The organism is Mycobacterium sp., assembly GCF_035623875.1.
GTDB lineage: Bacteria > Actinomycetota > Actinomycetes > Mycobacteriales > Mycobacteriaceae > Mycobacterium.
Map to the genome: position 1 here is coordinate 25,552 of NZ_DASPSP010000212.1, position 24,616 is coordinate 50,167.

Here is a 24,616-nt window from a genome sequence, read left to right on the forward strand (position 1 = left end):
CTTCTGGATAGCGTCATCGACGTCCATCCCGGATCAGGAGCATTCAATGACCAGTGACGATTCACCCGGGCCGGTTGTCGTTGGAATCGACGGCTCGGACGCAGCGATCGGAGCTGCCGAATGGGCAGCCAAAGAGGCCGTCCACCAGGATGTTCCGCTTCGGCTCGTCCACGTCATCCAAATCACTGACGGGCCGATCGCTTCGACGGGTGCTTACCCAGCCGAGAAAAACTATGCCGAGACCTCTTTGCGCGCTGCTTGTTCGGCGGTAGCGGCGACCGGCTTGCCAGTGAAGATCGACACTGCGGTGCTGTGTGGAGACGTCGATTCTGTCCTGATCGCAGAGTCGAGCAACGCGACGCTCATCTGTGTCGGATCTCTGGGGATCAGCCGAGTGGCCAGCAGGGTGGTCGGATCAACCGCGACAACACTTGCCGAGCATGCGCGATGCCCTGTGGCGATCATTCGACGCACGGAAGACGGGCCGCTTCCAGAGGCCGCTTTCATCGCGGCGGTCCTCGACGACGAACCCGGCGACGACGAGGTCATGCGGTGGGCCATGGAGGAAGCCCGGGTGCGGCGAGCTCCCGTCCTCGCGCTGGGCGTCTGGCGGTGGGCGCTGTTCAAGATCGGCGATGAAAAGTTCTACCGGCGCCTTGACCACTGGCTGCGTCGGTATCCCGACGTGCAGGTTGAAGTGGCCAGCACGCGCATGAGTGTCACTCGATACCTCGAGGGCTACATCGGCAGAGTTCAACTGGCGGTTATCGACGGCGCGGACGCCAACCAGGTGGCGCAGCTGGTGGGCGCGCGCAGGCTGCCGATTTCTACCCACGCCGACTGCTCGGTGCTCATCGTGCGAGGTCAACACCAATGACTGTGTCCAGCACATCCGGGAGACTCGCCACGAACTGGTCGAGCTGAGACTTGGTGATCACCAGCGGCGGCGCCAGCCGAACCACGTCCGCAGCCGGGGCGTTGACCAGAAAGCCGGCCTCGCGAGCCGCGGCCTCGACCGCCTTGGCGGATGGCCGGGTCAACACTATCCCGCACAGCAGGCCGCGGCCCCGAACATGATCTACCAGTGGGTGGTTCAGCGACTCGATGCCATCTCTGAGCGACTCGCCCAGCGTGTCGGCGCGTTCAATCAGGCCATCCTCGGCCAGGACTCGCAGCACCGCGAGTGCGGCAGCTGCACAGACGGGATTGCCGGAAAAGGTGCTGCCGTGCAAGCCGGGTGTCAGCAATGCCGCGACGGGCCCGACCGCCAGGCACGCCCCGATCGGCAATCCGCCACCGAGCCCCTTGGCCATCGTCACGACATCCGGGGTGATCCCGTCGTGCTGGTGGGCGAAAAATGCTCCGGTGCGGCCCATCCCGGTCTGCACCTCATCGATCGCCAGTAGCGCGCCATGCTCGGCGGTGATCTCCCTGGCGGCAACCAGGTAGCCGGTTGGTGGGACAACGACTCCGGCCTCGCCCATGATCGGTTCGAGGAAAACCGCTGCGGTCTCGTCAGTCACGGCGGCTGCCAGGGCGTCGACGTTCCCATAGGGCACATGGGTGAGCTCACCGGGCAGCGGAGCAAACGGTTCCGAGAACTCGGGGTGGCCGGTCAGTGCCAGCGACCCCATGGTGCGGCCGTGGAAACTCTTCTGGGCTGCGACGAGTTTCGTTCGGCCGGTGAGCCGGGAGAGCTTGAACGCGCATTCGTTGGCTTCGGCGCCCGAATTGCAGAAGAACACCCGTGCACCATCGACCCCCCACCGGTCCACAAGTGCTTCGGCCAGTGCGATGCCGGGCTCATGTGCGTAGAGGTTGGACGTGTGGCCCAAGGTGTTCAGCTGGCGGGTGGCCGCTTCGACGACCACTGGGTGACAGTGGCCCAAGATATTCACCGCGATGCCGCCGAGAAGGTCGATGTAGCTGTTGCCGTCGACATCGGTGACCACCGCACCGGCGCCCGAAGCGAGTGCGAGTGGCGGGGTTCCGTAGCAGCGCATCATCACGGCGTCCCACCGCTTCAACAGGGCGTCAGTGCTGGTCATAAGCGCCGCTCCTCAGCATCACTTCGTTCTGCATCGTCGCTTGTGCATCACGCACGCACCACCGTAGTTCCGGCGCCGACGATGGTGAAAAGCTCTACCAGCACGCAGTGCGCGACCCGCCCGTCGATGACGTGCGCACCCGGCACCCCGCCCTCGACCGCGCGCAGGCAGGCCTCGACCTTGGGCACCATGCCGGATTGCAACGATGGCAGCAGCTCGCGCAGCGCCACCGTGTCTATCTCGTTGACCAGCGAGTCCGGGTCGGGCCACCGCGTGTAGATTCCTTCGACGTCGGTCAGCATGAGCAGCTTCTCGGCTTGCAGCGCCTCCGCCAGGGCTGCGGCGGCGCCATCGGCGTTGATGTCATACACCACACCCGCAGCGTCCGGTGCAATGGACGAAACCACCGGAATGCGCCCTGCCGCCATGAGATCCGTTATCGCGTCGGTATTGACGCTTTGGACGTCGCCGACCAGACCGATATCGGTGGGCACTCCGTCAACCATGACGCTGCGCCGAGCCGCGGTAAACAGCTGCGCATCCTCACCGGTGATACCGACCGCGTACGGTCCGTGCGTGTTGATCAGGTTCACTAGTTCCCGGCCGACGTGGCCGAACAGCACCATCCGCGCGACATCGAGCACTTCCGGCGTGGTGACTCGGAATCCGCCCTTGAATTCGCTTGCGATGCCGAGCCGTTTGAGCATTTCGCTGATCTGCGGTCCGCCGCCGTGGACGACAACCGGCCGAATGCCGCAGTTGCGTAGGAACACCATGTCGGCGGCGAACGCGCGCCGCAATGTCTCGTCGGCCATCGCGTGGCCTCCGTACTTGACGACGACGATCTTGTTGTGCAGGTGCTTGAGCCACGGCAGCGCCTCGGCCAGCACCTGCGCCCTGATGTCGCGGGTAAACGTGGCTGCCCGTCCGTCGACCGGCGGTGCGGTTTCGGCCGTGACGCTGGTCATGGCGTCACCCCGACCACCGAGAGGCCCTCAGTCTCTGGCCAGCCCAGCGCCAGGTTCATCGACTGCACCGCCGCACCGCCGGTGCCCTTGACGAGGTTGTCGATCGCGCTGACCGCCACCAGTGTTTCGGCGTCCTCGTCGACGGCTACGGCTATCTGGGCGGCATTGCTGCCGCTTACGGCGTTGGTATGGGGCAGTCGACCCTCTGGCAGCAGGTGCACGAAAGGCTCACCACTGTAGTGCTTTTCGTAGGCAGCGCGCACGCGCGACACCGGCGTCACACAGCGGGCCGTGCAAGTTGCCAGGATGCCGCGGGTCATCGGGATGAGCACTGGGGTGAAACTCACCGACACATCCCGTTCGGTCACGGACTGCAGGCCTTGGGCTATCTCGGGAGTATGGCGGTGGACACCACCGATGTTATAAGCGCGTGCTGACCCCATGGTCTCGGAGCCGAGCAGCTCGGTCTTAGCTGTTCGGCCTGCGCCCGAGGTGCCGCTGACCGCGACGACGGTCACGGCGGGTTCGGCCAGCCCCTCGGCCACCGCCGGTACCAGCGCGAGCAACGCGGCGGTGGGGTAACAGCCTGGGACCGCGATCCGGCTGGCGCCACGCAACTGGTCGCGGGCACCGGGCAGCTCTGGCAGCCCGTAGGGCCAGCTGCCCGCGTGCGGCGTGCCGTAAAACCGCTCCCAGGCAGCAGAATCGCGCAGCCGAAAGTCGCCGCCGCAATCGATGATCACCGTGTCTGCGCTGAGCCGTTGCGCCAAGGCGGCCGAATTGCCGGGCGGCAACGCCATGAACACCACATCGTGACCGGCTAACACGTCTGGATTGGTGGATTGCAGCACTCGATCGCCGAGTGGCAGCAGGTTCGGGTGGTGCTCGGCCAGCGTGGTGCCTGCGCTGCCCGCCGCGGTCAGCGCACCAATGGTCATCCGCCCCTGGGTGAATGCCGGATGGCCCAAAAGCAGACGCAGGATTTCTCCGCCGGCATAGCCACTGGCCCCGGCCACCGCGATCGTCGTAGTAGCGCCCATTCGGGTTCCCTAATGTCTTGTGTCGCTTATTTCTTGCCAACGTTAAAGTCGGCCCCGACGCGCGACATAGGGCCGTTTGACCCTGATACAGCCGGACGTTTGACCACAGGTGTCGGAAGCAAACGCCTGCGATCAGTACCACACCGATGCGAGAAACGCGCCGCGAGGCTCCGAATACAGCCCGATCGTCATCAGATTTAATACGAGAACCGGTCGCAGCCCGTGGGCCAGGCACCAACGGAGCAGCTCGGGGTTGCGCATCGGGACAAGGAATCCGGGGCCCGGAAATGCCTCAGCCGCACCGATCAGCGCCTGCAGGTCGTCGTTGGTCTCGGCCACCGAGTGCGCGTAAAAGCCAATGCCCGTCGTATATCCCGTTATCCGCCCGCCGCGTTCGACCACCCTGGCGGTGCCGTGTGCGAGCGCCTCGCTCAACTCGCCGCGGCGGTCGTGACCATGCACGCGCAAACACAGAGCGTTGCACATCTCGAAGTCAGCCACCATGGCGGCCCGGACACCGTATCCCGGGATACGCAGGCCCATGGGGTCGCCCTGCATGACCGCGATCGGCTCGCGGAAGTCAAAACCCAGCTTGGTGTACAGGCATATCGATCGGTTCTTGTAGGCAGCCTCCAGCAGTCGCACGCCCGGTACCCGCCGCTCCGCGCACCGCCGCAACAGCGCAGTCATCAGTGTGCGGCCCACCCCACGGCCCTGCATGTCTGGTGCGACCGTGACATGGCCGACCCCGACAATTGCCGATCGCTCGTCAAGGAAACCGCTTCCCACGAACCGTCCGTCGCATTCAGCGACGAGCGCGAAAAAGCCCGGATGTTCGATCAACTCGGAAACCAGCGTGGTGGCGACTTCGACCGACGGATATTCGGGCGGAAATCCGTGTCTGGCGGCGATCGTGTTGAATGCGTCATAGCAGACCCGGCCGCACTCCGGCACGTCCGCTTTACTCGCCGGACGTAGCGTCAAAGGCACAGCGACCTCCCGTTGTCGCTGCAAACTGTAAGCGCTCATGCTGTCGTGTTGGCGGTCGCCAGCTTGGATCGGACAAGCACCAGCGGTGCATTGGGGTCGTGCAACCGCGGCACGGCCGCGAGTGCGAAGTCGGCGATGGCGCCCGGGCGAAAAACAAGGCAGTGCGTCGAGCCGCCGAATTGGAAGTAACCCAATTCCTCACCTTTTGCGACGTGGCAGCCGGGTTTCACATTGTCGCCGATCATGCAGGACGAGACCTCGTCCATGCCGACTGCGACGAAAGCCACCCGCCCGATGACCGGATTGTCGGCGTCGATGAGGATGATCGCCCGCACCGCCACATGGGCGAGATAGGACTGCGAAACCGGCGGGGGTACCGCGTCCCAATCTTCCGAAACGACCTCGGAGAAGTAGGTACCCCCGCGGCGGAAGGCGCTGACAATCGTCCCCGCCACGGGGCTGTGCCACCGGTGGTAGTTCATCGCACTCAGATACGCCTGATAGACGGTTCCGCCGACGAACTGCTCAACCGACTCATCGTTGGCCAGCATGTCCTGCAGCGAGTACGGCTGCCTCTTGATCCAGAAGCGATCCTGGCGCTTGACGCCGGTGGCCAAGCGGTAGGGCACCGACTCGCAGGCGTTGACGATCACTGCGTCGTCATCGGGCGAGGCCAGCGGACGAGCGTCCGCCTTGAAGCGCCGGGTGAAAAAGTCGTTCCAAGACCTGAAGCCCCAGTGCGCATCTCGGGGATCGTGCTCGAACTGCTCGATGCCGATGGCACGCTGCGCCGCGGCACACTTCCAACCCGACGGCGAATCGTTGAGCACGTAGAGCGACGCCGCGCTGTCGAGGAATTCACACCAGACGGTCAGGATTTTCTCGAGCATCGCGTTGATTCGCGGGTCGCGAAAGGCCGCAAAACCGGCCGGCGTGCCCATCGTCCAGTCGAGAATCGCGCAGAGGGGCGTGATCACCGCGTTCTTGCCGAACTCCGGCGCCATGGTGAGCACCTCGTTGATCAGCCGCAGCATCTGCTCAACGCTGTCCAGGTGGCATTTGCGGTAGTGCTTCCGGTGGGGCACCTCGGCGACCATCCGGTGCAGGTACATGCGCACCACCGGATCAGACTCGATCAGCTGCTGAAACTCGGCGATCACAGGATGCAGCGTGACGTGCTCGCCTTTGGCCTCGACCCGCCTGCGGTGACCGGAAAGCCACGACTCCAACTCTTCCTGGCTATCCGGTAACCAGCCGGCGCGGCGGCGTACGTCCACGCCGTCGGTTGAACCGTTCACAAGCTAAACCTACTGGCGTCAGCCTTGACGTGACCGCGATTCCGTCCAATGTGCGGCGCCGTCATGTCCTCCATTCCTCGCCATGGCGCCACCACTTAACTCCAACTCCATTCGCGGGTACGCCGGAACTAGCCGCGGGCTGACGGCCTCACCGCGGCTGTCACGTTCCGAGCTGGCTAGTGAATCAGACTGCGGCTCAACAGGTTAAGTGTTGTTGATGATCCATTGTCGTGCTTGGTCAAGCTGCTCACCGGGGAAGTGCCGGATCTCCGCTGACACAAAGTGGGATGCGAGATGCTCGGCGACATCCCCGAGGTGCGAGTCGGTTACCAGCGCCACCTTCTTAACGTGCTTGTGATGATCCCTGACGAACCGAAAGTGGTTGACCATCGCTCCGAAACTATCCCAGCCGGGGAAGGCCGGGGCGTTGATAATGAGGCCGGCCAGATCGCCGGTCGCCTCGATATGGGGATCGACCGCCTTTGCCAGTTCGACGAAATCTGTTGTGTCGAGCGCGGATTTGGGTCGCACCAACAGGATGGAATGTGCGGTATCGAGATCGTACTCGATCATGGTTTGCTCCTAAACGGTCTTTGTCGATGGAGGAGTGGCAGTATCAGTCGAAAGCCCTCAGCCGCAAGACTTCGGACAGCGGTCGGCGCGGTGTGGGCCGCGGCGGTTTTTCGGCAAGCGGCACCACGCCCACGCGGACGAGGACTTGTGGTACGGCGTCGTGATGCATGAGCGATCGGATCAGGTCGCGGGTGGCGGGAAGCTCGGTAATGTGTGTTACCGGGCAGGTGGCGAGGCCGGCCATCGTGCATTCCAGCAAGGTCGCGGAAAGCGCTTCGCCGGAAGCCAAAGCGTCGGCCCGATTCGCGTGGTCGGTGGACAACACCAGGATCATCGAGTGATCTTCGGAAACTTCAGTGCGCCTTTCCGGCCCACTGATGACGGGGAAGACCCGTCCGACACCAACCCGGTCGCTCTCCGCCGCCGAAACCAAAGAGCTGTGCGGGATGCCCTCTTCTGCCTCGAATGGTGCAGTCCACCAATGCAACTCGTCGTGGTAGGAGCTATCGTGCAGCCGCAAGGACTCCGCCATCTGGGCCGCCTCCAGGAGTTGCGGACGCAAATTTTCGGGAATGATCTCGGCGTGGACGGCGCTGCCGTCGATGCTGCTGGTCATCACCGTTTCGAAAGACATCCAGTCCGTTGGTGTGCTGAAAGGCAGCCGGTCGGTACGACGTTCCCAGATGGCGCCGGCGCGACGCCGATCTCGTTCGGTCATAAATTCGATCGGGGTGAAGTCGATCGATGCCAGGTGGTTTGGGCTGTCGGGATTGGGGAACCGATCGATGTGCGCCCGCCACCCGGCGGCGGCCATAGCTACCCGAAGATGATCGAGGGCCGCGCCGCAACCGATCAGCGCTTGTCGCGCGGACTGGTCGGTGTCCATGACTCGACTTGGATCGAGGAATAACCGGAGTCGGCCATCGCTGAACACCCACTGCCAGGGCTGGCTGTTGTGCTGTGATGGGGCGCGGCACGCCGACCCCACCGCATCCTCGATCACTCCGGCTTCTACCAAAGTGGCAGCCATATCTCGACCTCCCGATCTTTGTGTTGCTCCTAAGGCTGGTCCGACGACGTCGGCACTGCCAGGGCCATAGGTCCCCGAACCCATGGCCCATCCGGCCATGTCCCGATCCATGCCCGAGGCATTCGCCGCACAGCGTGAGTGGGGTTCCACGACGCATTGCGTCGTGACGAAGGGCCCGCACGCCCAACGCTTTTGTGACCGCGGCACACCAGCAGGCGGCAGCGGCGACGTCCCTGGACCAAGGCGGGTAGCCTGCACACGTGCTGCTGACCTCGCTGGATCCCGCCGCGGTTACCGGCGGCCGCGATATCGGTGACGCCGTCCGCATCGGCGACGTCACGCTGAGCCGCAGTGATGTCGTCGGCGCCGCGACGTCCGTGGCCGAACGCGTCGGCGGGGCGGACCGGATCGCGGTCCTGGCCACGCCGACCGCCGCGACCGCGTTGGCCATCGCCGGATGCCTGATCGCCGGCGTGCCGGTCGTTCCGGTGCCCGCCGACGTCGGGCAGGCCGAGCGGCGCCACATCCTCACCGACTCCGGTGCGCAAGCATGGCTCGGCCCGGTGCCGGACGAGCCGGAGGGTCTGCCGCACATCCCGGTGCGGACACACGCGCGGTCCTGGCACCGCCATCCCGAGCCGTCCCCGCAGGACACTGTGCTGATCATCTACACCTCGGGCACCACTGGCCCGCCCAAAGGCGTGCAGCTGAGCGGTCAGGCGATCGCCGCCGACCTGGACGCGCTCGCCCAGGCCTGGCAGTGGACACCCGACGACACACTGGTGCACGGATTGCCGCTTTTTCACGTGCACGGTCTGGTGCTGGGTCTACTCGGGTCGCTGCGAGTCGGAAACCGCTTCGTGCACACCGGAAAACCCACGCCCGAAGCCTATGCGCAGGCCTGTTCCGAAGCCGGCGGCACGCTGTACTTCGGTGTGCCGACGGTATGGTCACGCGTGGTGGCCGACACGGCGGCCGCCGAGGCGCTAAGACCGGCGCGGCTGCTGGTGTCCGGCAGCGCCCCGCTGCCGGTGCCGGTGTTCGACCAGTTGGTCCGACACGGGCATGCGCCGGTCGAACGATACGGAAGTACCGAATCGCTGATCACACTGTCCACCCGCGCCGACGGCGCGCGCCGCCCCGGCTGGGTCGGCCTGCCGCTGTCCGGCGTACAGACCCGGTTGGTCGACGACGCAAGCGGCCCGGTACCGCACGACGCGGAAACCATTGGGCGGCTGCAAGTTCGCGGCCCTACCTTGTTCGACGGCTACCTGAATCGGCCGGACGCCACCGCCGAGGCGTTTGACACCGATGGCTGGTATCGCACCGGCGACGCCGCCGTCGTGGACGGCGACGGTATGCATCGCATTGTGGGTCGCGAATCGGTCGACCTGATCAAGTCCGGCGGATACCGTGTCGGCGCCGGCGAAATCGAAACCGCGCTGCTCGGGCATCCCGACGTTGCCGAGGTCGCAGTTGTCGGGCTGCCCGACGATGACCTGGGCCAGCGAATCGTCGCGTTCGTCGTCGGTGACGCCGAGCCGGATGCGTTGATCGACTATGTCGCCCAGCAGCTTTCGCTGCACAAGCGTCCGCGTGAGGTGAGGATCGTGGACACGCTGCCGCGCAATGCAATGGGTAAGGTGATCAAGAAGGAACTGCTGGCCCGCGGCTAAGATTCGATGGCGTTGGGTCCTCGCAAAAGCGAGGTCGCACTAACTCGTCCGATCAGAACTCTCTGTCGTATTGGTCCGCATCGCGGAGAGCGGCGCAGCGGCGGACACGACAGCGTCGTTTTCAGCGAGCAAGGCGGCGCACCTTCGCATACCGTCATCACCGTGTACAGATGCAGCCGAACAGCGACGGGATACCCGTCGCCATATGCCCGGTGCTGGTTAGGGTAGCCACCATGGGTGAGTTGAATCGCCTAGGCGGATCTGCTGCGGGGATTGAAGCCGGCCCTGGCGTCACACCGATGAAGCGGGTGGCGGTCGCCTGTCTTGTCGGCTCGGCAATCGAGTTCTACGACTTCCTTATTTTCGGCACCGCGGCGGCGCTGGTATTTCCCACCGTGTTCTTCCCGAACCTGGGCCCCACGATGGCCACGGTCGCCTCGATGGGGACATTTGCCGCAGCGTTTCTGTCCCGGCCGGTAGGCGCGGCCGTCTTAGGGCACCTCGGGGACCGGCTGGGCCGGAAAAAGACCCTGGTCGCCACGCTGCTGATCATGGCCGTGTCAACCGTGATGGTGGGCCTGGTTCCCAGCACGGCGGCGATTGGTGTGGCAGCCCCACTGATCCTGATCGCCCTGCGGCTGCTGCAAGGGTTTGCCGTCGGCGGCGAATGGGCCGGATCGACGCTGTTGAGCACCGAACACGCACCGGCTGCCAGACGCGGTCTATACGGCATGTTCACCCCGCTCGGTGGCGGCACCGCGCTGGTACTGACCAGCTTGACCTTTCTAGGGGTGAACGTCACCATCGGTGAAAACAGCCCCGCGTTCATGCAGTGGGGGTGGCGCCTACCATTCCTGATCAGCGCGGCGCTGATCGCCATCGCCTTATACGTGCTGCTCAACATCGACGAAACCCCGGTGTTCGCCGAGGAAAAAGCCCGCAACGCCTCACCCAAAGCGCCGATCACCGAACTGTTGCGCCTCCAGCGCCGTGAGATCACCCTGGCCGCAGGCAGCGTCGTCGGCGGCGTCAGCTTCTTCTACATGGCCGGCACCTATCTGACCACCTACGCCCACACCCACCTGGGGCATTCCCGGAACCTCATCTTGTCCGTCGGCGTGCTGGGCGGGCTAGCGAGCATCGCGTTCGTTGCGCTCTCGGCCAGTCTGAGCGATCGAGTCGGGCGCCGCCGCATGATGTTGGTGGGATGGTCGGCATGTCTACCGTGGTCGCTTGTGGTGATCCCGCTGATGGATACCGGCAAACCCATTTTGTACGCGGTGGCTATCGTCGGCATGTACGCCACCGTCGCGATCGGCTCCGGACCTACGGCAGCATTCATCCCCGAACTGTTGGCTACCCGCTACCGCTACACAGGTACAGCGCTGGCGGTGAACCTCGCCGGCATCGCAGGCGGAGCTCTGCCGCCGCTGATCGCCGACACGCTGCTGGCAACCTCCGGCAGCTGGGCGGTCGGTCTCATGATGGCCATCCTGCTGCTGGCCAGCCTGGCGTGCACCTATCTACTCCCGGAAACCAACCGAACGGCACTTCAATCCACTCGAGGTGCTGATGTCGCAGGAGTGCCTCCCGAGCTGGAGCTGCCCGGCAGCGGCTGTTAGCTCAGTTGGCGTGCAGATCCTCGTTGAGGGCGATGCCCCGGCCGTCACGGGACACCACCTCGACCGCACCGGTCACCGAGTTGCGGCGGAACAGCATGTTGGTGCCGCCGGAGAGCTCACGGGCCTTGACCGAAGTCCCGTCGGGCAGAGCGACTTTAGTGCCCGCGGTGACATAGAGGCCAGCTTCGACGACGCAGTCGTCACCCAGTGAAATCCCCAGCCCGGCGTTGGCGCCGAGCAGGCAATGCTTGCCGATCGAGATCACCTCGGTGCCACCGCCGGACAGGGTGCCCATGATCGACGCGCCACCGCCGATGTCGGAGCCATCGCCGACTACCACGCCCGCCGAGATGCGGCCCTCCACCATCGAGGCGCCCAATGTGCCCGCGTTGTAGTTGACGAACCCCTCGTGCATCACCGTCGTGCCCGAAGCCAGATGCGCGCCCAACCGCACCCGGTCTGCATCGGCGATACGCACCCCGGTCGGCACAACGTAGTCGACCATCCGGGGAAACTTGTCCACGCCGTACACCGCGACCGGTCCGCGGCGGCGCAGTCGGGCCCGCACCTTCTCGAAACCCTCGACCGCGCAGGGTCCGTGGCTGGTCCACACCACGTTGGTCAAGACGCCGAACAAGCCGTCGGCGTTGAGCGCGTGCGGCGCGACCAGTCGATGCGAGAGTAAATGCAGTCGCAGGTAGGCGTCGTAGGCGTCGACGGCCTTGTCGTCCAGCGAGCCGATCACGGTGCGTACCACGACGGTCTCGGTGCCGCGGTCATCGTCGCGTCCGGCCAGCGCCGCCAACTCGTCGGGAACTTCAGCCAGCGATAGCCGGACCGTGCCACTGTTGCCCGATTCGATCAGTTCTGGTGCGGGGAACCAGGTGTCGAGGACCGACCCGTTGCCGGCCAAAGTCGCCAGCCCAATACCCGAAGCTGCAGTCACCTGCCCCACGCTACTCACCCACTACGCTGGGATCGTGCTGGACCTACGCGGCGACCCGATCGAGCTGACGGCAGCTCTGGTCGACATTCCGAGCGAATCGCGGCAGGAAAAGGGCATCGCCGACGAGGTGGAAGCCGCGCTGCGGGCGCAAACTCCCCGGGCTTTGGGGTACGAGATCATCCGCAACGGCAATGCCGTGCTGGCGCGCACAATGCTCGGCCGGCCAACGCGGGTGCTGCTGGCCGGGCATCTCGATACCGTCCCGGCAGCAGGCAACCTGCCGAGCCGCCGCGACGCAGATTCGCTGCACGGCTGCGGCAGCACCGACATGAAGTCCGGTGACGCGGTATTCCTTCATCTGGCCGCGACGGTCTCAACGCTGGCGCACGATCTGACGTTGGTGTTCTACGACTGCGAGGAAATCGATTCAGCGGCAAACGGTTTGGGGCGAATAGAACGCGAGTTGCCCGATTGGCTGTCGGCCGACGTGGCGATATTAGGCGAGCCAACCGGCGGCTTCATCGAAGCAGGCTGTCAGGGCACGCTGCGCGCCGTCATCCACGCGACCGGAACCCGGGCGCATTCGGCTCGATCGTGGTTGGGTGACAACGCTATTCACAAGCTGGGCGCTGTGCTGGACCGGCTGGCGGACTATCGGGCCCGCAGTGTCGAGATCGACGGGTGCACCTACCGCGAAGGGTTGTCGGCGGTACGCATCGACGGCGGCGTTGCGGGCAACGTCATCCCCGATGCGGCGTCGGTGACGGTGAACTTTCGCTTCGCGCCCGACCGCTCGCCGGACGCCGCGCTGCGCCACGTTCATGAGGTTTTCGCTCGCCTCGACGTACGGATCGAGCAGACCGACCTCGCCGCCGGAGCGCTGCCCGGGCTGTCCAGGCCCGCGGCCAAGGCGCTGATCGAGGCCGCCGACGGGCAGGTGCGAGCGAAATACGGGTGGACCGACGTGTCGCGGTTCGCTGCCCGGGGAATTGCGGCGGTCAACTACGGGCCGGGCGACCCCAACCTGGCGCATACCCGCGACGAGCGGGTGCCGGTCGATCAGATCACCGCCGCCGTGGCGATGCTGAGGGCGTATCTGAGCAGCTAAGCGCGCTGCGCTTGCGCCGACGCGTCGGCGGCCGCAGGCTGCAGCCCTCGATCGGCCAAGTCGGTGGCGACGTCGGCCAGCGCTGCGGCATCACCGTTGGCCAACGCGCGGGCATGCGCCAGCGTGAGCCTGCCGAGCACGCAGTCCACCTCGATCGACAAGCGTTCGGCCTTGAACACCGCACGGGTGTCTCCCAGCCGTGCCGCGTCCTGCAGCGCGCGCAGCGCGATGGCCGACTGCCCGCCGCGTTCTGCGGCCTGCACGGCCTCACGGGCGGCTTCGATCGCGCCCGTCGTGTCGCCGCGCGCCGCCTTCGACCACGCCTTGGACAAGGCCAACTCCGGGGCGAACAGCGTCGATTTCATGCCGTGCCGAGACTCTGCTCGACTGAAAACTTTTGCAGCTTCGAGTTGTTCACCTTGCTGGCCAAGCGCCTGAGCGAGCAGTGTCAGCGACAGCGGACCCCAGGAATAGCCGGTTCGCGCCAGCGGATCGGCGGCCCGGCTCAGCAGCGTGACGGCGGCGTCGAAATCACCCTGGGCGATCGCCACATAGCCCACCAACGTCTCACCGATCGCCCGCCCCGGCTGCTGCAACTCGGCGAAATCGGTGTAGCGCTGCGCCAACGTGCGGGCCTCGGCCAGCCGACCCGCCATCAGCAGGGTGGTGATCCGGCCGAAGCCGCTGGTGAATCTCAGCAAACCGGGATGGTCGGCGGCCAACGCACGCCCGGCCAGCGACTCGACGTCGTGGAACCGGCCGGTGCGCGCCGAGCTGAGCGCCGCCGCTGACGCCGCCCAGCCCACCGCAACCTGGTCGGCGTGCGGCGAGGCCAGCACCTCGTCCGCGATGCGCAACGCGCGCAGCGGAGTGCCTGCGTTCATCGCGAAGGTCGCCGCGAGCGCGTCGAGGGTGGCCAACGCCTTCGGCGCCGAGATCCGGTGCCGTGTGGTCTGCAGAAACGCCGTGGCCCGCTCCGGCTCGCTGAGCATCCAGAACTGGTTGGCGGCCCGCGGCAGTGCCCACTCGATCAGCTCGGACTGCGACAACTGCTCGGAATCCACCGCCTCCAGCACCGCGCCGGCTTCTCGTCCGCGGCCCTGCCAGGCCAGCGCGTAGGCCAGCGATAGCCGCGCGGCAAGACCACCCGACCGGTCCAGTGCGGCGCGCGCAAGCTGTTCGGCGAGTTCGAGCTCACCGAGCCGCAGCGCGTGTTGGGCCGCGGTCACGATGTCGGCGACTGCGCTGGCAGCGTCGCTGTCGACGGCCAGCGCCGACCGTCGCAGCTGTTCGCCGATGTGGCCGAGTGGTCGAGCAGCCAACTGTTCGACCAGCGATGCGCGCAATGCCCGCGCGGTCGCCGGTGCCAGCGCGGCGCGGACGCGGTCGGCGTAGAGCGGATGGGCCGCGTACACCATTTCGTGGTCATCGGAAGCGACCGCGCCGGCGGCTTCTGCTTCGTCGACGGCCTGCTCGTCGGCCAGCGCCGTCAGGTCGGCACGGCGCAGGGGCTCGGCCACCGCCAGGTAGTCCAGCACCGTGCGGACCGGCGCGGGCAGACCGGACAGGTAGCCGTCGATCAGGGCTGCGAGCGACACGCGCTTCTCGTCGCGGCATCGCCAGTCGCCGTCGACCTGCACCAGGCCACCGTCTCGGACCAGATGACGCAAATACAGCGGGTTGCCCTGACTGCGTTGAAACACCTCATCGGTGGCCGCGGTATTCAGCGGCGCGCCGAGGGCCGATTCCAGCAGTGCCGCCGTCGCCGGCCTGTCCAGCGGCGCAACCTCGACCGGGGTCAGCAGCTCATCGGCGGACAGCGCCGCGACCGCGTCGGGCAACTCGGTGTCGGTACGGACCGTGACGACCAATCGTGCCGAGCGACTCAGCGCCAGTTGGTACACCAGGGTGGCCGACAGGTGGTCCAGATCGTGTGCGTCGTCGAACACGAACAGCGGCTCGCCGCCGGCACCGGTCAGCGACTCGTGGGCGGCGCGCAGCAGCTCCGCGGGCCTGCCGGTCTCCGCGACGTCGGTGAGCTCCAGCAGGTCGCCGAACGCGCCGAACGGCACGCTTCGTCCCGTCGCAGTGCCCGCCACCCAGCGCACCGCAGTCGACGGCTCACCCGCGGCGAACCTTTCGGCGACGCTGCGCGCGAGCAGCGTCTTGCCGACGCCGTCGGCTCCGACCAGCACCACGCCGGATCGCTCGGGATCGTCCAACGTGGCCGCGACCCGGTCCAGTACGTCGGCCGCCAGCGCGGCAACCCAAGCAGTCGGCACTGCCGGATTTTATGGCGCGCAGTGTTGCCGGCATGCCAATAGGCCCAAATGCACTCCGCGGCAAGGTGGTCTACTACGTCTACTAGGGTTTCGACTGTGCAACCCAAACGCGACGCACCCCATCAGTGGGCGGTCTGTGTGTATTGCGCGTCCGGGCCCACTGACCCCGAGTTGTTGGCGTTGGCCGCCGAACTCGGCGAGGCGATCGCCGACCGGGGTTGGACCCTGATCTGGGGCGGCGGCAACGTCTCCGCGATGGGCGCGCTGGCCACCGCCGCGCGGGTCCGCGGCGGGTGGACCGTCGGCGTCATCCCCAAGATGCTGGTACGCCGCGAGGTCGCCGACACCGACGCCGACGAGCTGGTCGTGACCGACACCATGCGCGAGCGCAAACAGATCATGGAGGACCGCGCCGATGCGTTCATCGCGCTGCCGGGCGGCATCGGCACCCTGGAGGAGCTGTTTGAGGCCTGGACCGGCGGGTATCTCGGTATACACAACAAACCGGTCGTGATGCTGGACCCGGGCGGACACTTCGACGGGCTGCGCGCATGGCTATACGGACTGATCGACAGCGGTTATGTCTCGCAAGTCGCGCTGGACCGGTTGGTGGTAGTCGACCAAGTGAGCGCGGCACTGGCGGCGTGCAGACCCGGCTAAGCCTGCCCGCCGAGCAAAGCTAGGCTGGCCGCCATCTGCCGTTGCGCGAAGTGAGGGATAACAGTGTCCGAACACGACTCCGGGACCCGCTCATCGGTGGGGCTGTTCGACATCGCAACCCGGGTGCCCGGGGTGCTGGCCGACGTTCCGGTGATCGTCCGCGGCGTCCTCACCGGACTGCTGGCCCGGCCGACCTCCAAGACCTCGATCGGCAAAGTGTTCCAGGAGCGCGCCGCCCGTTTCGGTGACCGGCCGTTCATCCGGTTCGGCGAACAGCAATTGACCTACCGCGAGGCCAACGCGACTGCCAACCGCTACGCCGCGGTGCTGGCGGCGCGCGGTGTCGGTCGCGGCGACGTCGTCGGGATCATGCTGCGGAACTCACCCAATGCGGTGCTGATGATGCTGGCCGTGGTCAAATGCGGTGCCGTCGCCGGGATGCTCAATTACCACCAGCGCGGCGACGTGCTGGCGCACAGCCTGGGGTTGCTGGACGCCAACGTGCTCGTCGTTGAATCCGACCTGGTCGATGCGGTCGACGACTCTGGCGGGGCCGGTGTTGCGCCGGTAACGATCGAGGAGGTGGAGCGCCTGGCGGCCACCGCGCCCACCACCAACCCGGCGTCGGTGTCGGCGGTGCTGGCCAAGGACACCGCGTTCTACATATTCACCTCGGGGACGACGGGTCATCCCAAGGCCAGCGTGATGACGCATCGTCGATGGTTGTCCGCGCTGGCCGCGTTCGGCGGGCTGGGCTTGCGGCTGAAGGGTTCTGACACGTTGTACAGCTGCCTGCCGCTGTACCACAACAACGCACTGACGGTCGCGGTCGGATCGGTGATCAACTCGGGGGCAACGCTGGCCCTGGGTAAGTCCTTCTCGGCGTCGCGGTTTTGGGAGGAGGTGATCGCCGGCGACGCAACGGCGTTCATCTACATCGGTGAGGTGTGCCGCTACCTGCTTAACCAGCCGGCCAAGCCGACCGATCGCGCCCACAGGGTGCGGTTGATCGCTGGCAACGGGCTGCGTCCGGAGATCTGGGACGAGTTCACCACTCGGTTCGGCATCGCGCGGGTCTGCGAGTTCTACGCGGCCAGTGAGGGCAACACCGCGTTCATCAACATCTTCAATGTGCCCAAGTCGACGGGCATTTCACCGGCGCCGTTGGCCTACGTGCACTACGACCCCGACACCGGCGAGCCGCTGCGCGGCGAGGATGGCCGGGTGCAGCGGGTGCCCGCCGGCGAGCCGGGCCTGTTGCTCAGCCCGGTGAACCGGCTACAACCGTTCGACGGTTACACCGACCCGGGCGCGAGTGAAAAGAAGCTGGTGCGCAACGCCTTTCGTGAGGGAGACTGCTGGTTCAACACCGGCGACGTGATGAGCCCGCAGGGCATGGGCCACGCGGCGTTCGTGGACCGGCTCGGCGACACCTTCCGCTGGAAGGGCGAAAACGTCGCCACCACGCAAGTGGAACGGGCGCTGGCGGCCGACAAGTCCATCGAGGAGTGTGCGGTTTTCGGTGTCGAGATTCCCCGCACCGGCGGTCGCGCGGGGATGGCCGCAGTCAAACTGCGCGAAGGCGCCGAGTTCGACGGAAAGGCACTCGCCCACACCGTGTATGACCAGCTGCCGGCGTATGCGTTGCCGCTGTTTCTGCGGGTGGTTGATTCGATGGAGCACACCACCACGTTCAAGAGCCGCAAGGTGGATCTGCGCGAGCAGGCTTACGGCCCTGACATCGAGGACCCGCTGTATGTGTTAGCCGGCCGCGACGAGGGATATGTGCCGTTCTACGACGCATATCCGGACGAGGTCGCGGCCGGCAAGCGACCACAGGGCTAGTGCAGGCCAGGGCGCGACCATCTCGTCCGCCGGGGAGGCACCGGCGCGATGCTTAACGACGACCCGATACCCGGCCCCGGTAAGCATCACCGCATTAGCTGCACCGATACCCCGGCTGACTCCGGCGACCATCGCGACTAGTGACATCGGCGCGGCTTCGTCTAGCGGTGCATCCCGAGATCGAGGTGGTCGTCCTCGGCGTTTCCTACTTTATCTCGATCTCGTGGTGCTCGATGAGATGACGCTCGGTGGACGTCCCGAGTCGCTCGCGGAATGCCTCCACGGTGTAGCCAACCACTGTTGCGTCGGTGCGGGCGCGCACGGTGGCCGAGCGGGGCATGCGGAACAACGGTCCGATCTCGCCGAAGTAGTCGCCGGGGGTGGCGACCTTGAGGAGTTCTTCGCCTCCGCCTGCGGGTTCACGCACGATTTCCAGTTCGCCTTCGGAGACGACGTAGATCAAGTCTCCAATGCTGCCCTGTTCAAACAGTACGGAGCCGGGTGTGAGACGGACGGTTTCCGGCTCTCGGTCGGTCGAGGTGAAAGGCGGCACGAGCGCGACCACGCGGTCAGCAAGTGCCAGGATCCGGGTGTCGTGGGTCGCTACCACGACGATGCGCTCACCTGTCGCCAATTCCCGGAGTAGCCGCAGCACGTCTTCCACCTGGACAAAGTCCAAGTGTGCCGTGGGTTCGTCGGCCAAGATCAGCCTTGGATCCAAGGCGATCGCGCGGGCAAACGCCACGCGTTGTTGCTGACCGCCGCTTAGGTCACCCGGCCGGTGTGTCATGCGGTCCTGCAGTCCGACGCGTGTCAGCAATTCGTGGGCGCGTTCGCGCGCCACCCGCTGCGACCACCCAGCTGCCCACATCGGCACCATCACGTTCTCGAGCGCGGTGAGACTTGGCACCAGATTGAACATCTGAAAGACGATGCCTACGGTGTGGCGTCGGTAGGCGATCAGCTCGCGGCGGTCTAGCGCGGTTACCTCGACATCGCCGAATTCGATGCAACCGCTAGTCGGGCTGAGGATGCCGCCCAGGCACGACAATAACGTCGTCTTTCCACATCCACTGGGGCCCAACACGATCACCAGCGATCCAGCCGTGATCTTCAGATCCAGACCGTCGATCGGGCGGATCGCGTCGCCGCCGTCGGAGTACTCGACGACGAGATCTTTGATGCGGAGATCATCCACGACTATGGACCTCCAAACGCCAGCGCCGGGTCGACAGCCACCGCGTGGCGCAGGCCTGCCAGGCTCGCCAACAGACCGATCACCACCGCCGTCACGACCAACGACAGGAACGCCGAGGTGGTCACCACCACGAGCATCGGAAACAGCGGACCGAGCACCATCGCGAGCAGCCCACCGAGCACCGAGGCGACCAACGCGACGAGCACCGCCTGTAGCGCTAGCCCGGCGAGCACCGACTGAGTAGTGACGCCGAGAGCTTTGAACACCGCAAAGTCGCGGGTGCGCTCCAACGCAGAGAGATAGATCAGCGATCCCACGATCAGGCCCGCCACTGCCCACAGCAGAATCGCCATGTACGACATCGCCAGTCGGGCCCCCTGCAGCGGGCGCACCATGTCATCTACCGCAGCGTGGCGATCCACGATGCGGTAGCCGTTGGGTATCTGGCGGGGTGTGCCGTGCAAGCCGATGGCGGAAATCACCGGCTGGCCGGAAAACATCAACCGCTGCGCCCCCGCGACGGTAAGGAACGCGTTGGCTTGGCCCGCGAGCGTAGTGGATTTGCCGACGAGCCCGACGATCCGCAGCATGCTCGCACCGATCTCGACTTCGTCGCCAATGGATCGCCCCAGGGTGCTCGACATGGCAACCTCGCCGGGGCTCGACGGTGCCCGTCCCGCTGCGATCGGCGGCATCCCGGATCCGCGTTCGGGCACTCCGTACACGTTCACGTTTTGCGGCGAGCGACGATCTTGCAGGATCGTGTTGCCGTAGACCACCGGAATCGCCGATTCGACGCCCGGGAGCCGGGCGACCACCCCCGTTTCTGCCTCCGGGAACCTCGACGAGCCCATGAACGGACCTACTGCGCCCGCCTCGATGATGTAGGTGTCAATGCCCAGCGAGTCGACCACATGCTGGGCCTCGACACGAAAACCGTGCGTCAGCCCGGTGATGATGAAGGTCAGCGCGAATACCATTCCGGTGCCGATAGCCGCGGTGATGAAGCGTCGCCGCCGCCACTGCAGGTCCCGCAACGCGGTGATCAACATTCGCATGCGCGCCGGCTCTCGCAGTTCACCGATGTACCCAGTATTCGAAGGAACGCCGCCGCTTGTTCGGCGGCGGCGAGATCTGGGATCGGGTATTCAATTCTTTGTAGCACGGAAGGCGGGGTCACGTGGTGATTCCGGTGGTTGAGTGTGGTCATGCGGCGTCGACCATGGCGTACTTCCGGACTGTGCCACCGAACTGGGTCGACAGCTGGATGCGGCAGCCGACATCCACTACTGCGATGCTCTTTTGAACGGAAAACCCGATGGCACACGCCGTGGTAACGGGAGCAAGCGGGCTGCTGGGGGCCAACCTGGCCGTCGAACTGATCGCGCAGGGGCACACCGTGACCGCGACGCGACGCCCGAGCACCGATACGAGTTCGCTGGCCGACCTCCCGATCAAGTGGGTATGCGCGGACCTCGGTTCGGTAGCAGAACTCCGCAATGTGTTCGCCGGCGCTGACGTTGTCTTCCATTGCGCTGCATGCGTTTCGACCACGCGAACGATCACACCTGCGATCTCGGCCGTCAATGTTGATGCGACGCGAGCTGTCGTCGAAGCCGCGATTGCCGTCAGCACGCCGCGGGTCGTCCATACCTCGACCGCGAACACGATCGGACCCACATCCGATGGCACACCCGCTGACGAGCAGACCCCATGGGCGTGGGACAGGGCCGGGCTGGCATCGGCCTACCCAGTCACCAAACGGCGTGGTGAAATCCTCGTGCAGCGGGCCTGCGACAAGTTGGATGCAGTCATCGTAAACCCCACCTATCTGGTAGGCCCGCTCGATGCCAGACCCAGTTCCGGCCGTCTCATCGTCGAGGTCGCCAACCGCAGAATTCCTTATTGGACACCGGGATACAACAACTTCGCGGATGTCTGCGAGGTGGCGCGTGGGATGATCGCCGCCTGGTTGCACGGGAAACGCGGCGAACGCTACATCCTGGGCGGCCAGGAGCTGACGTATCGCGACTACCTGGAGCTAGTGGCACGGGTGGTCGGGGTCGACCCGCCGCGTAGGCGGCTGCCCTATCCAGTCGCATGGATCGCGGGTAAGGCCGGCGACCTGTTCGAGGTCGTCACCGGTCGGGAAACCACAGTGAACTCGATATCCGTCGGATACGCGTTCACCGACCGCTACCGGTACCGGTGCGATAAGGCGGCGCGAGAACTGCGCTATGTAGTGGGACCCATCGAGCCTGCAATCCGCAACGCGGTCATATGGTTTCGCACTCGAGGGATGATCCCGTCTGGGGAGATTCCATGATGCCACAGCAGAGAGCGAGGTAGTGGTCATCGGTGCCGGCTTCGGCGTCCGGGTTCACGTATGCGTTGCGGGTTCGATGTTTTGGTTGAGGGCGAAGCGGTTGTCCGGGTCGAGGCGAGCCTTCAGCCTGGCGAGGCGCCGGTAGGTGACTTCACCGAAGCTGGCCCTGATGCGGGCCTGCCCTTCATCGCCGACGAAGTTGAGATACGCGCTTGCCGGGCCGAGGGGACGCAAGGTTTCGTACGCTTCGTTGGTCCACGACGTGCATCGTTGGGTGTCGGCGGGGTCGGTCCACGTGGTGATCAGATGGACGATGTAGGGATGGTTGCGGGCCGAAAAGGCTGTCGCCTGGGGCGGAACCCGGCTGGAAAAGCCGCCGAGCCCGATCAGGTGTAGACGTGTTTGCGGCGCGGGGCGAGTTCGTCCGAGCAGCGCGATGCGTCGGATGGCCTCATCGGATAACTCCGTCAGGAAGACCGACTTCCAATAGTTCAGCCGACCGAATGGGGCAGTGTGGTCGAGTACCTGCTGCCAGGTGGGATAGGAGAGTTTGCGCTGCAGTGCCGTCACCGGTTCGGTGGTAGCCCCGCCCACATCCAGCAGTGCACCGATACCGGCCTGACCGACCTCATCGGATCCGGTCGAACAGCCGAGGATCGTGACCAGGCGGCGTCCTGAACTCTCCTCGGTCCCGAAGTCCACGATCGACGCGAGATGGTCGCCGGCGTTGTCCATCTGGGCGCGGAAGTGTTCAAGCACGGCGTCGGCGTCGGAGTCGTCGTAAGCTCGCACGCCGGTGATGACGTGATCGACCGGGTGCAGGTCGAGCACGAAGTGTGCGACCACCCCGAAGTTGCCGCCGCCACCGCGCAGTCCCCACAGCACCTCCGGGTTCTGCGACTCGCTGACGTACAGCACCTCCCCGCTGGCCAGCACCAGCTCCGCGGCGGTTAGATTGTCGCAGGTCAACCCGTATGTCCGGGACAACCAGCCGACGCCGCCGCCGAGCGTGAACCCGCCGACGCCCGTCGTTGACACCACCCCGCCGGGGCAGGCGAGTCCGTAGCGGGAGGTGGCCTGGTCGATGTCGCGCCAGGTCGCACCGGGCTCGACGACCGCGATTCGGTGTTCGGGGTCGACAACGACGCCGCGCATCAACGAGAGGTCGATGACGATACCGCCATCGGTCGAGGAGTGTCCTGCCACGCTGTGCCCGCTGCAACGCACCGCGATCTCGGCTCCGGAGCCGACGGCGTAGCGGATGGCGGCGACGATGTCGGCGCGCGAGCGGCAGCGGAGTACAACGCTCGGCCGCTTGTCGATCAGGCCGTTGAAGACCTCCCGCGCCGAGTCGTAGGCGGCGCTGTCGGGAAGGACCACGTCGCCGGTGAAGTCGGGCACCGCGTGGATTGTGAATGTCAAAGCTGTCTCCGATCGATCAAGGCAGCCACCAGGTTCGACCCGACGAACCCGGTTCCTCCGGTGACCAGTGCACGCATGGGAATCAGAAGCGGTAGGTGGTGCAACCGACCTCGACACCCGAGCCGACGGCCACGATGAGCGCGAGGTCACCGGGCCGTGACAGCCCGTGTCGGCGGGCGTGCTCCAGCGCATACGGCAGCGACGAGGTGAAGGGGTCAGTGTCGACTGCGACGTTGACGAATCGTGCTCTCGGGATACCGATCCGGGCGGCCAGTTCGCGCCGCGCCGGCGGGGACAGATACGGCGGGAACACAATTGCGATGTCGGCGGGGTCGAGTCCCTCGAGCGTCAAAAGTTCCTTGACGCTGGAGGGGATGCAGTCGACGTAGATGGCGTCCAGGCTGGGATCGCGGTCGATCTGCAGCCAGGTCCGCCCGTCCCGGTGCTGGGTGTAGCTGGCCAGTGCCCCGCCGTATTCGGGATGGTGCTGGAAGACGAACCGGCCGAACCCCGTCGAGCCCTCGCTGCTGCCGAGCAACACCGCCGAGCCGGTCTGGCTGATGCCGTTCAACGGATAGCCGCTTTCCGGGGTGTTGTTTTCGATCTCCGAGGCCAGCACCATCGCATGGTCGGTCGTTCCCGCCCCGATCATTCCGGCGGCGACATGGCAGGCGGTGAGGAAGCCGACCGCGCCGTTAAGGACGTCGAAGGTGAAGGTCTTGGGCCCGTGCGCGGACTCCACTTCGTCGTTGATCCCGAGTTCACCGGCGACAAGCGCGGCCACCGCCGGCTCGCTGAGAAATTCGTCGCGATAGACGCCGGCGTGGATGATCAGACCAAGCTCGGTCCGATCCAGACCGCTGCGGTCGAGGCAGGCCGCTGCCGCTTGCACCGCAAGCTCCAGCGAGCGCGGCGGAGAAGATTGCGAAGCAGGAGCGACGCCGACGCTGTCGATGCACACCCGAGGGGTCGCCGGCACGCTTTTGCGGTGGCTGCCGGCCCGCACGACGTGGCGGTGACCTCCGTCGGTCCCCCGGCGCATCCGGTCGGGCAGGTCGTCGAAGGTGTACAGCGCGGCGCCCACCGTCTGACCGGATCCGGTGATGGAGAAGACCATGTTGTCGCCCGAATTGATCCGGCCGCTTCGGATATTGTCCATCAGGGCGACGAAGTGTGTCGTGGTGGCGGTGTTGCCCCGCTCAGACAGGTTGTTGATGACGTTGCCGCCGCCTACCGCGGTGTGCCCGAACATCCGGTTGATGGCGGTAACGGCGTCATTGATCGACGCCGCCGACGTCTGGTGCATGAGCAGGTGGTCGCAGTACTCCGGTCGCCACCCGTGCCGCTGCATGACGGCAGCGACGTAGGGCACCGAATGCTTGACCGCGACCGCGGTCTGCGTGACCGAGTCGGCGACCATGATGGCACCGCCGTGCGGGCTGTCGGTCACCTTGGCGATGCACAGCTTGCTGTACCGGCTCAATGTGGTCATGTCGATGTCTCGGAAGCCGACCCGGTTGTTGGGACCGCGCTCCAGGATCACCGCCGCACCGGCATCACCGAGAGTCAGGCAGGCAAGCCGTG

General features: G+C 65.8%; 20 protein-coding genes. 7 read left to right on the plus strand and 13 right to left on the minus strand.

Translation table 11 applies throughout. The features are described from left to right. Positions 1-46: 46 nt before the first annotated feature. Positions 47-877: a universal stress protein gene (locus VEI45_RS17635; protein WP_324855493.1), complete on the plus strand. Its 831-nt coding sequence runs from the start codon at positions 47-49 to the stop codon at positions 875-877. Here VEI45_RS17635 and VEI45_RS17640 read toward each other — a convergent pair. The 7 genes from VEI45_RS17640 to VEI45_RS17670 all read right to left on the minus strand — a co-directional run bounded on the left by VEI45_RS17640 (position 852) and on the right by VEI45_RS17670 (position 7,947). Then, complete coding sequence (locus VEI45_RS17640; RefSeq protein WP_324855495.1) at positions 852-2,048, minus strand: acetylornithine transaminase; 1,197 nt, start codon at positions 2,046-2,048, stop codon at positions 852-854. The genes VEI45_RS17635 and VEI45_RS17640 overlap by 26 nt on opposite strands. Before the next feature lie 47 nt (positions 2,049-2,095). Continuing rightward, entirely contained in the window at positions 2,096-3,016 is a 921-nt protein-coding gene (gene argB, locus VEI45_RS17645; RefSeq protein ID WP_324855497.1) for an acetylglutamate kinase, read from the minus strand. Further along, complete coding sequence (gene argC, locus VEI45_RS17650) at positions 3,013-4,056, minus strand: N-acetyl-gamma-glutamyl-phosphate reductase (RefSeq protein ID WP_324855499.1); 1,044 nt, start codon at positions 4,054-4,056, stop codon at positions 3,013-3,015. The genes argB and argC overlap by 4 nt, the downstream gene beginning before the upstream one ends. 132 nt (positions 4,057-4,188) lie before the next feature. Continuing rightward, positions 4,189-5,085 (minus strand): GNAT family N-acetyltransferase, encoded by an 897-nt coding sequence (locus tag VEI45_RS17655; protein WP_324855502.1) that lies wholly within the window; start codon positions 5,083-5,085, stop codon positions 4,189-4,191. Further along, a complete protein-coding gene (locus VEI45_RS17660) occupies positions 5,082-6,344 on the minus strand; it encodes a phosphatidylserine decarboxylase family protein (RefSeq protein WP_324855504.1) in 1,263 nt (420 codons plus the stop codon). Before VEI45_RS17660 ends, VEI45_RS17655 begins: the two co-directional genes overlap by 4 nt. 204 nt (positions 6,345-6,548) lie before the next feature. Then, positions 6,549-6,917 (minus strand): STAS/SEC14 domain-containing protein, encoded by a 369-nt coding sequence (locus tag VEI45_RS17665; RefSeq protein WP_324855506.1) that lies wholly within the window; start codon positions 6,915-6,917, stop codon positions 6,549-6,551. Between the two features lie 43 nt (positions 6,918-6,960). Continuing rightward, entirely contained in the window at positions 6,961-7,947 is a 987-nt protein-coding gene (locus tag VEI45_RS17670) for an Acg family FMN-binding oxidoreductase (protein WP_324855508.1), read from the minus strand. A 260-nt stretch (positions 7,948-8,207) separates the two neighbouring features. Between VEI45_RS17670 and VEI45_RS17675 the strand changes: the two genes are divergently transcribed. Together VEI45_RS17675 and VEI45_RS17680 are read left to right on the plus strand one after the other, a co-directional pair. After that, on the plus strand, positions 8,208-9,623 hold the full coding sequence (locus tag VEI45_RS17675) for an acyl-CoA synthetase (RefSeq protein ID WP_324855510.1): 1,416 nt from the start codon (positions 8,208-8,210) through the stop codon (positions 9,621-9,623). 299 nt (positions 9,624-9,922) lie between these two features. Further along, entirely contained in the window at positions 9,923-11,245 is a 1,323-nt protein-coding gene (locus VEI45_RS17680) for an MFS transporter (protein WP_324855531.1), read from the plus strand. 1 nt (position 11,246) lies between these two features. Here the strand turns inward: VEI45_RS17680 and dapD are convergent, their stop codons facing one another. After that, positions 11,247-12,200 (minus strand): 2,3,4,5-tetrahydropyridine-2,6-dicarboxylate N-succinyltransferase, encoded by a 954-nt coding sequence (gene dapD, locus VEI45_RS17685; protein WP_324855512.1) that lies wholly within the window; start codon positions 12,198-12,200, stop codon positions 11,247-11,249. 25 nt (positions 12,201-12,225) lie between these two features. Here dapD and dapE point away from each other — a divergent pair, with 25 nt between their 5' ends. Further along, positions 12,226-13,299, plus strand: a complete 1,074-nt coding sequence (gene dapE / locus VEI45_RS17690; RefSeq protein WP_324855514.1) for a succinyl-diaminopimelate desuccinylase — start codon at positions 12,226-12,228, stop codon at positions 13,297-13,299. Here dapE and VEI45_RS17695 read toward each other — a convergent pair. After that, positions 13,296-15,581 carry an AAA family ATPase gene (locus VEI45_RS17695; RefSeq protein ID WP_324855516.1) on the minus strand — a complete coding sequence of 762 codons (2,286 nt, stop codon included), beginning with the start codon at positions 15,579-15,581 and terminating at the stop codon, positions 13,296-13,298. The two genes, dapE and VEI45_RS17695, sit on opposite strands and share 4 nt — an antisense overlap. Positions 15,582-15,677: 96 nt before the next feature. Between VEI45_RS17695 and VEI45_RS17700 the strand changes: the two genes are divergently transcribed. Next, positions 15,678-16,241 carry a TIGR00730 family Rossman fold protein gene (locus tag VEI45_RS17700; protein ID WP_324855518.1) on the plus strand — a complete coding sequence of 188 codons (564 nt, stop codon included), beginning with the start codon at positions 15,678-15,680 and terminating at the stop codon, positions 16,239-16,241. Between the two features lie 63 nt (positions 16,242-16,304). Continuing rightward, on the plus strand, positions 16,305-18,086 hold the full coding sequence (gene fadD6 / locus VEI45_RS17705) for a long-chain-acyl-CoA synthetase FadD6 (protein ID WP_324855520.1): 1,782 nt from the start codon (positions 16,305-16,307) through the stop codon (positions 18,084-18,086). Positions 18,087-18,291: 205 nt separating this feature from the next. Here the strand turns inward: fadD6 and VEI45_RS17710 are convergent, their stop codons facing one another. Both VEI45_RS17710 and VEI45_RS17715 read right to left on the minus strand, forming a co-directional pair. After that, complete coding sequence (locus VEI45_RS17710; protein ID WP_324855522.1) at positions 18,292-19,284, minus strand: ATP-binding cassette domain-containing protein; 993 nt, start codon at positions 19,282-19,284, stop codon at positions 18,292-18,294. 2 nt (positions 19,285-19,286) lie between these two features. Next, complete coding sequence (locus VEI45_RS17715; RefSeq protein ID WP_324855533.1) at positions 19,287-20,336, minus strand: ABC transporter permease; 1,050 nt, start codon at positions 20,334-20,336, stop codon at positions 19,287-19,289. A gap of 266 nt (positions 20,337-20,602) precedes the next feature. Between VEI45_RS17715 and VEI45_RS17720 the strand changes: the two genes are divergently transcribed. Next, entirely contained in the window at positions 20,603-21,610 is a 1,008-nt protein-coding gene (locus VEI45_RS17720) for an NAD-dependent epimerase/dehydratase family protein (protein ID WP_324855524.1), read from the plus strand. Between the two features lie 54 nt (positions 21,611-21,664). Here the strand turns inward: VEI45_RS17720 and VEI45_RS17725 are convergent, their stop codons facing one another. Together VEI45_RS17725 and VEI45_RS17730 are read right to left on the minus strand one after the other, a co-directional pair. Then, positions 21,665-23,032, minus strand: coding sequence for an FAD-binding oxidoreductase (locus tag VEI45_RS17725; protein WP_324855525.1), 1,368 nt, complete (start codon positions 23,030-23,032; stop codon positions 21,665-21,667). Positions 23,033-23,114: 82 nt separating this feature from the next. Next, a partial coding sequence (locus VEI45_RS17730; RefSeq protein ID WP_324855527.1) for a 3-oxoacyl-[acyl-carrier-protein] synthase III C-terminal domain-containing protein occupies positions 23,115-24,616 on the minus strand: 1,502 nt, incomplete at its 5' end.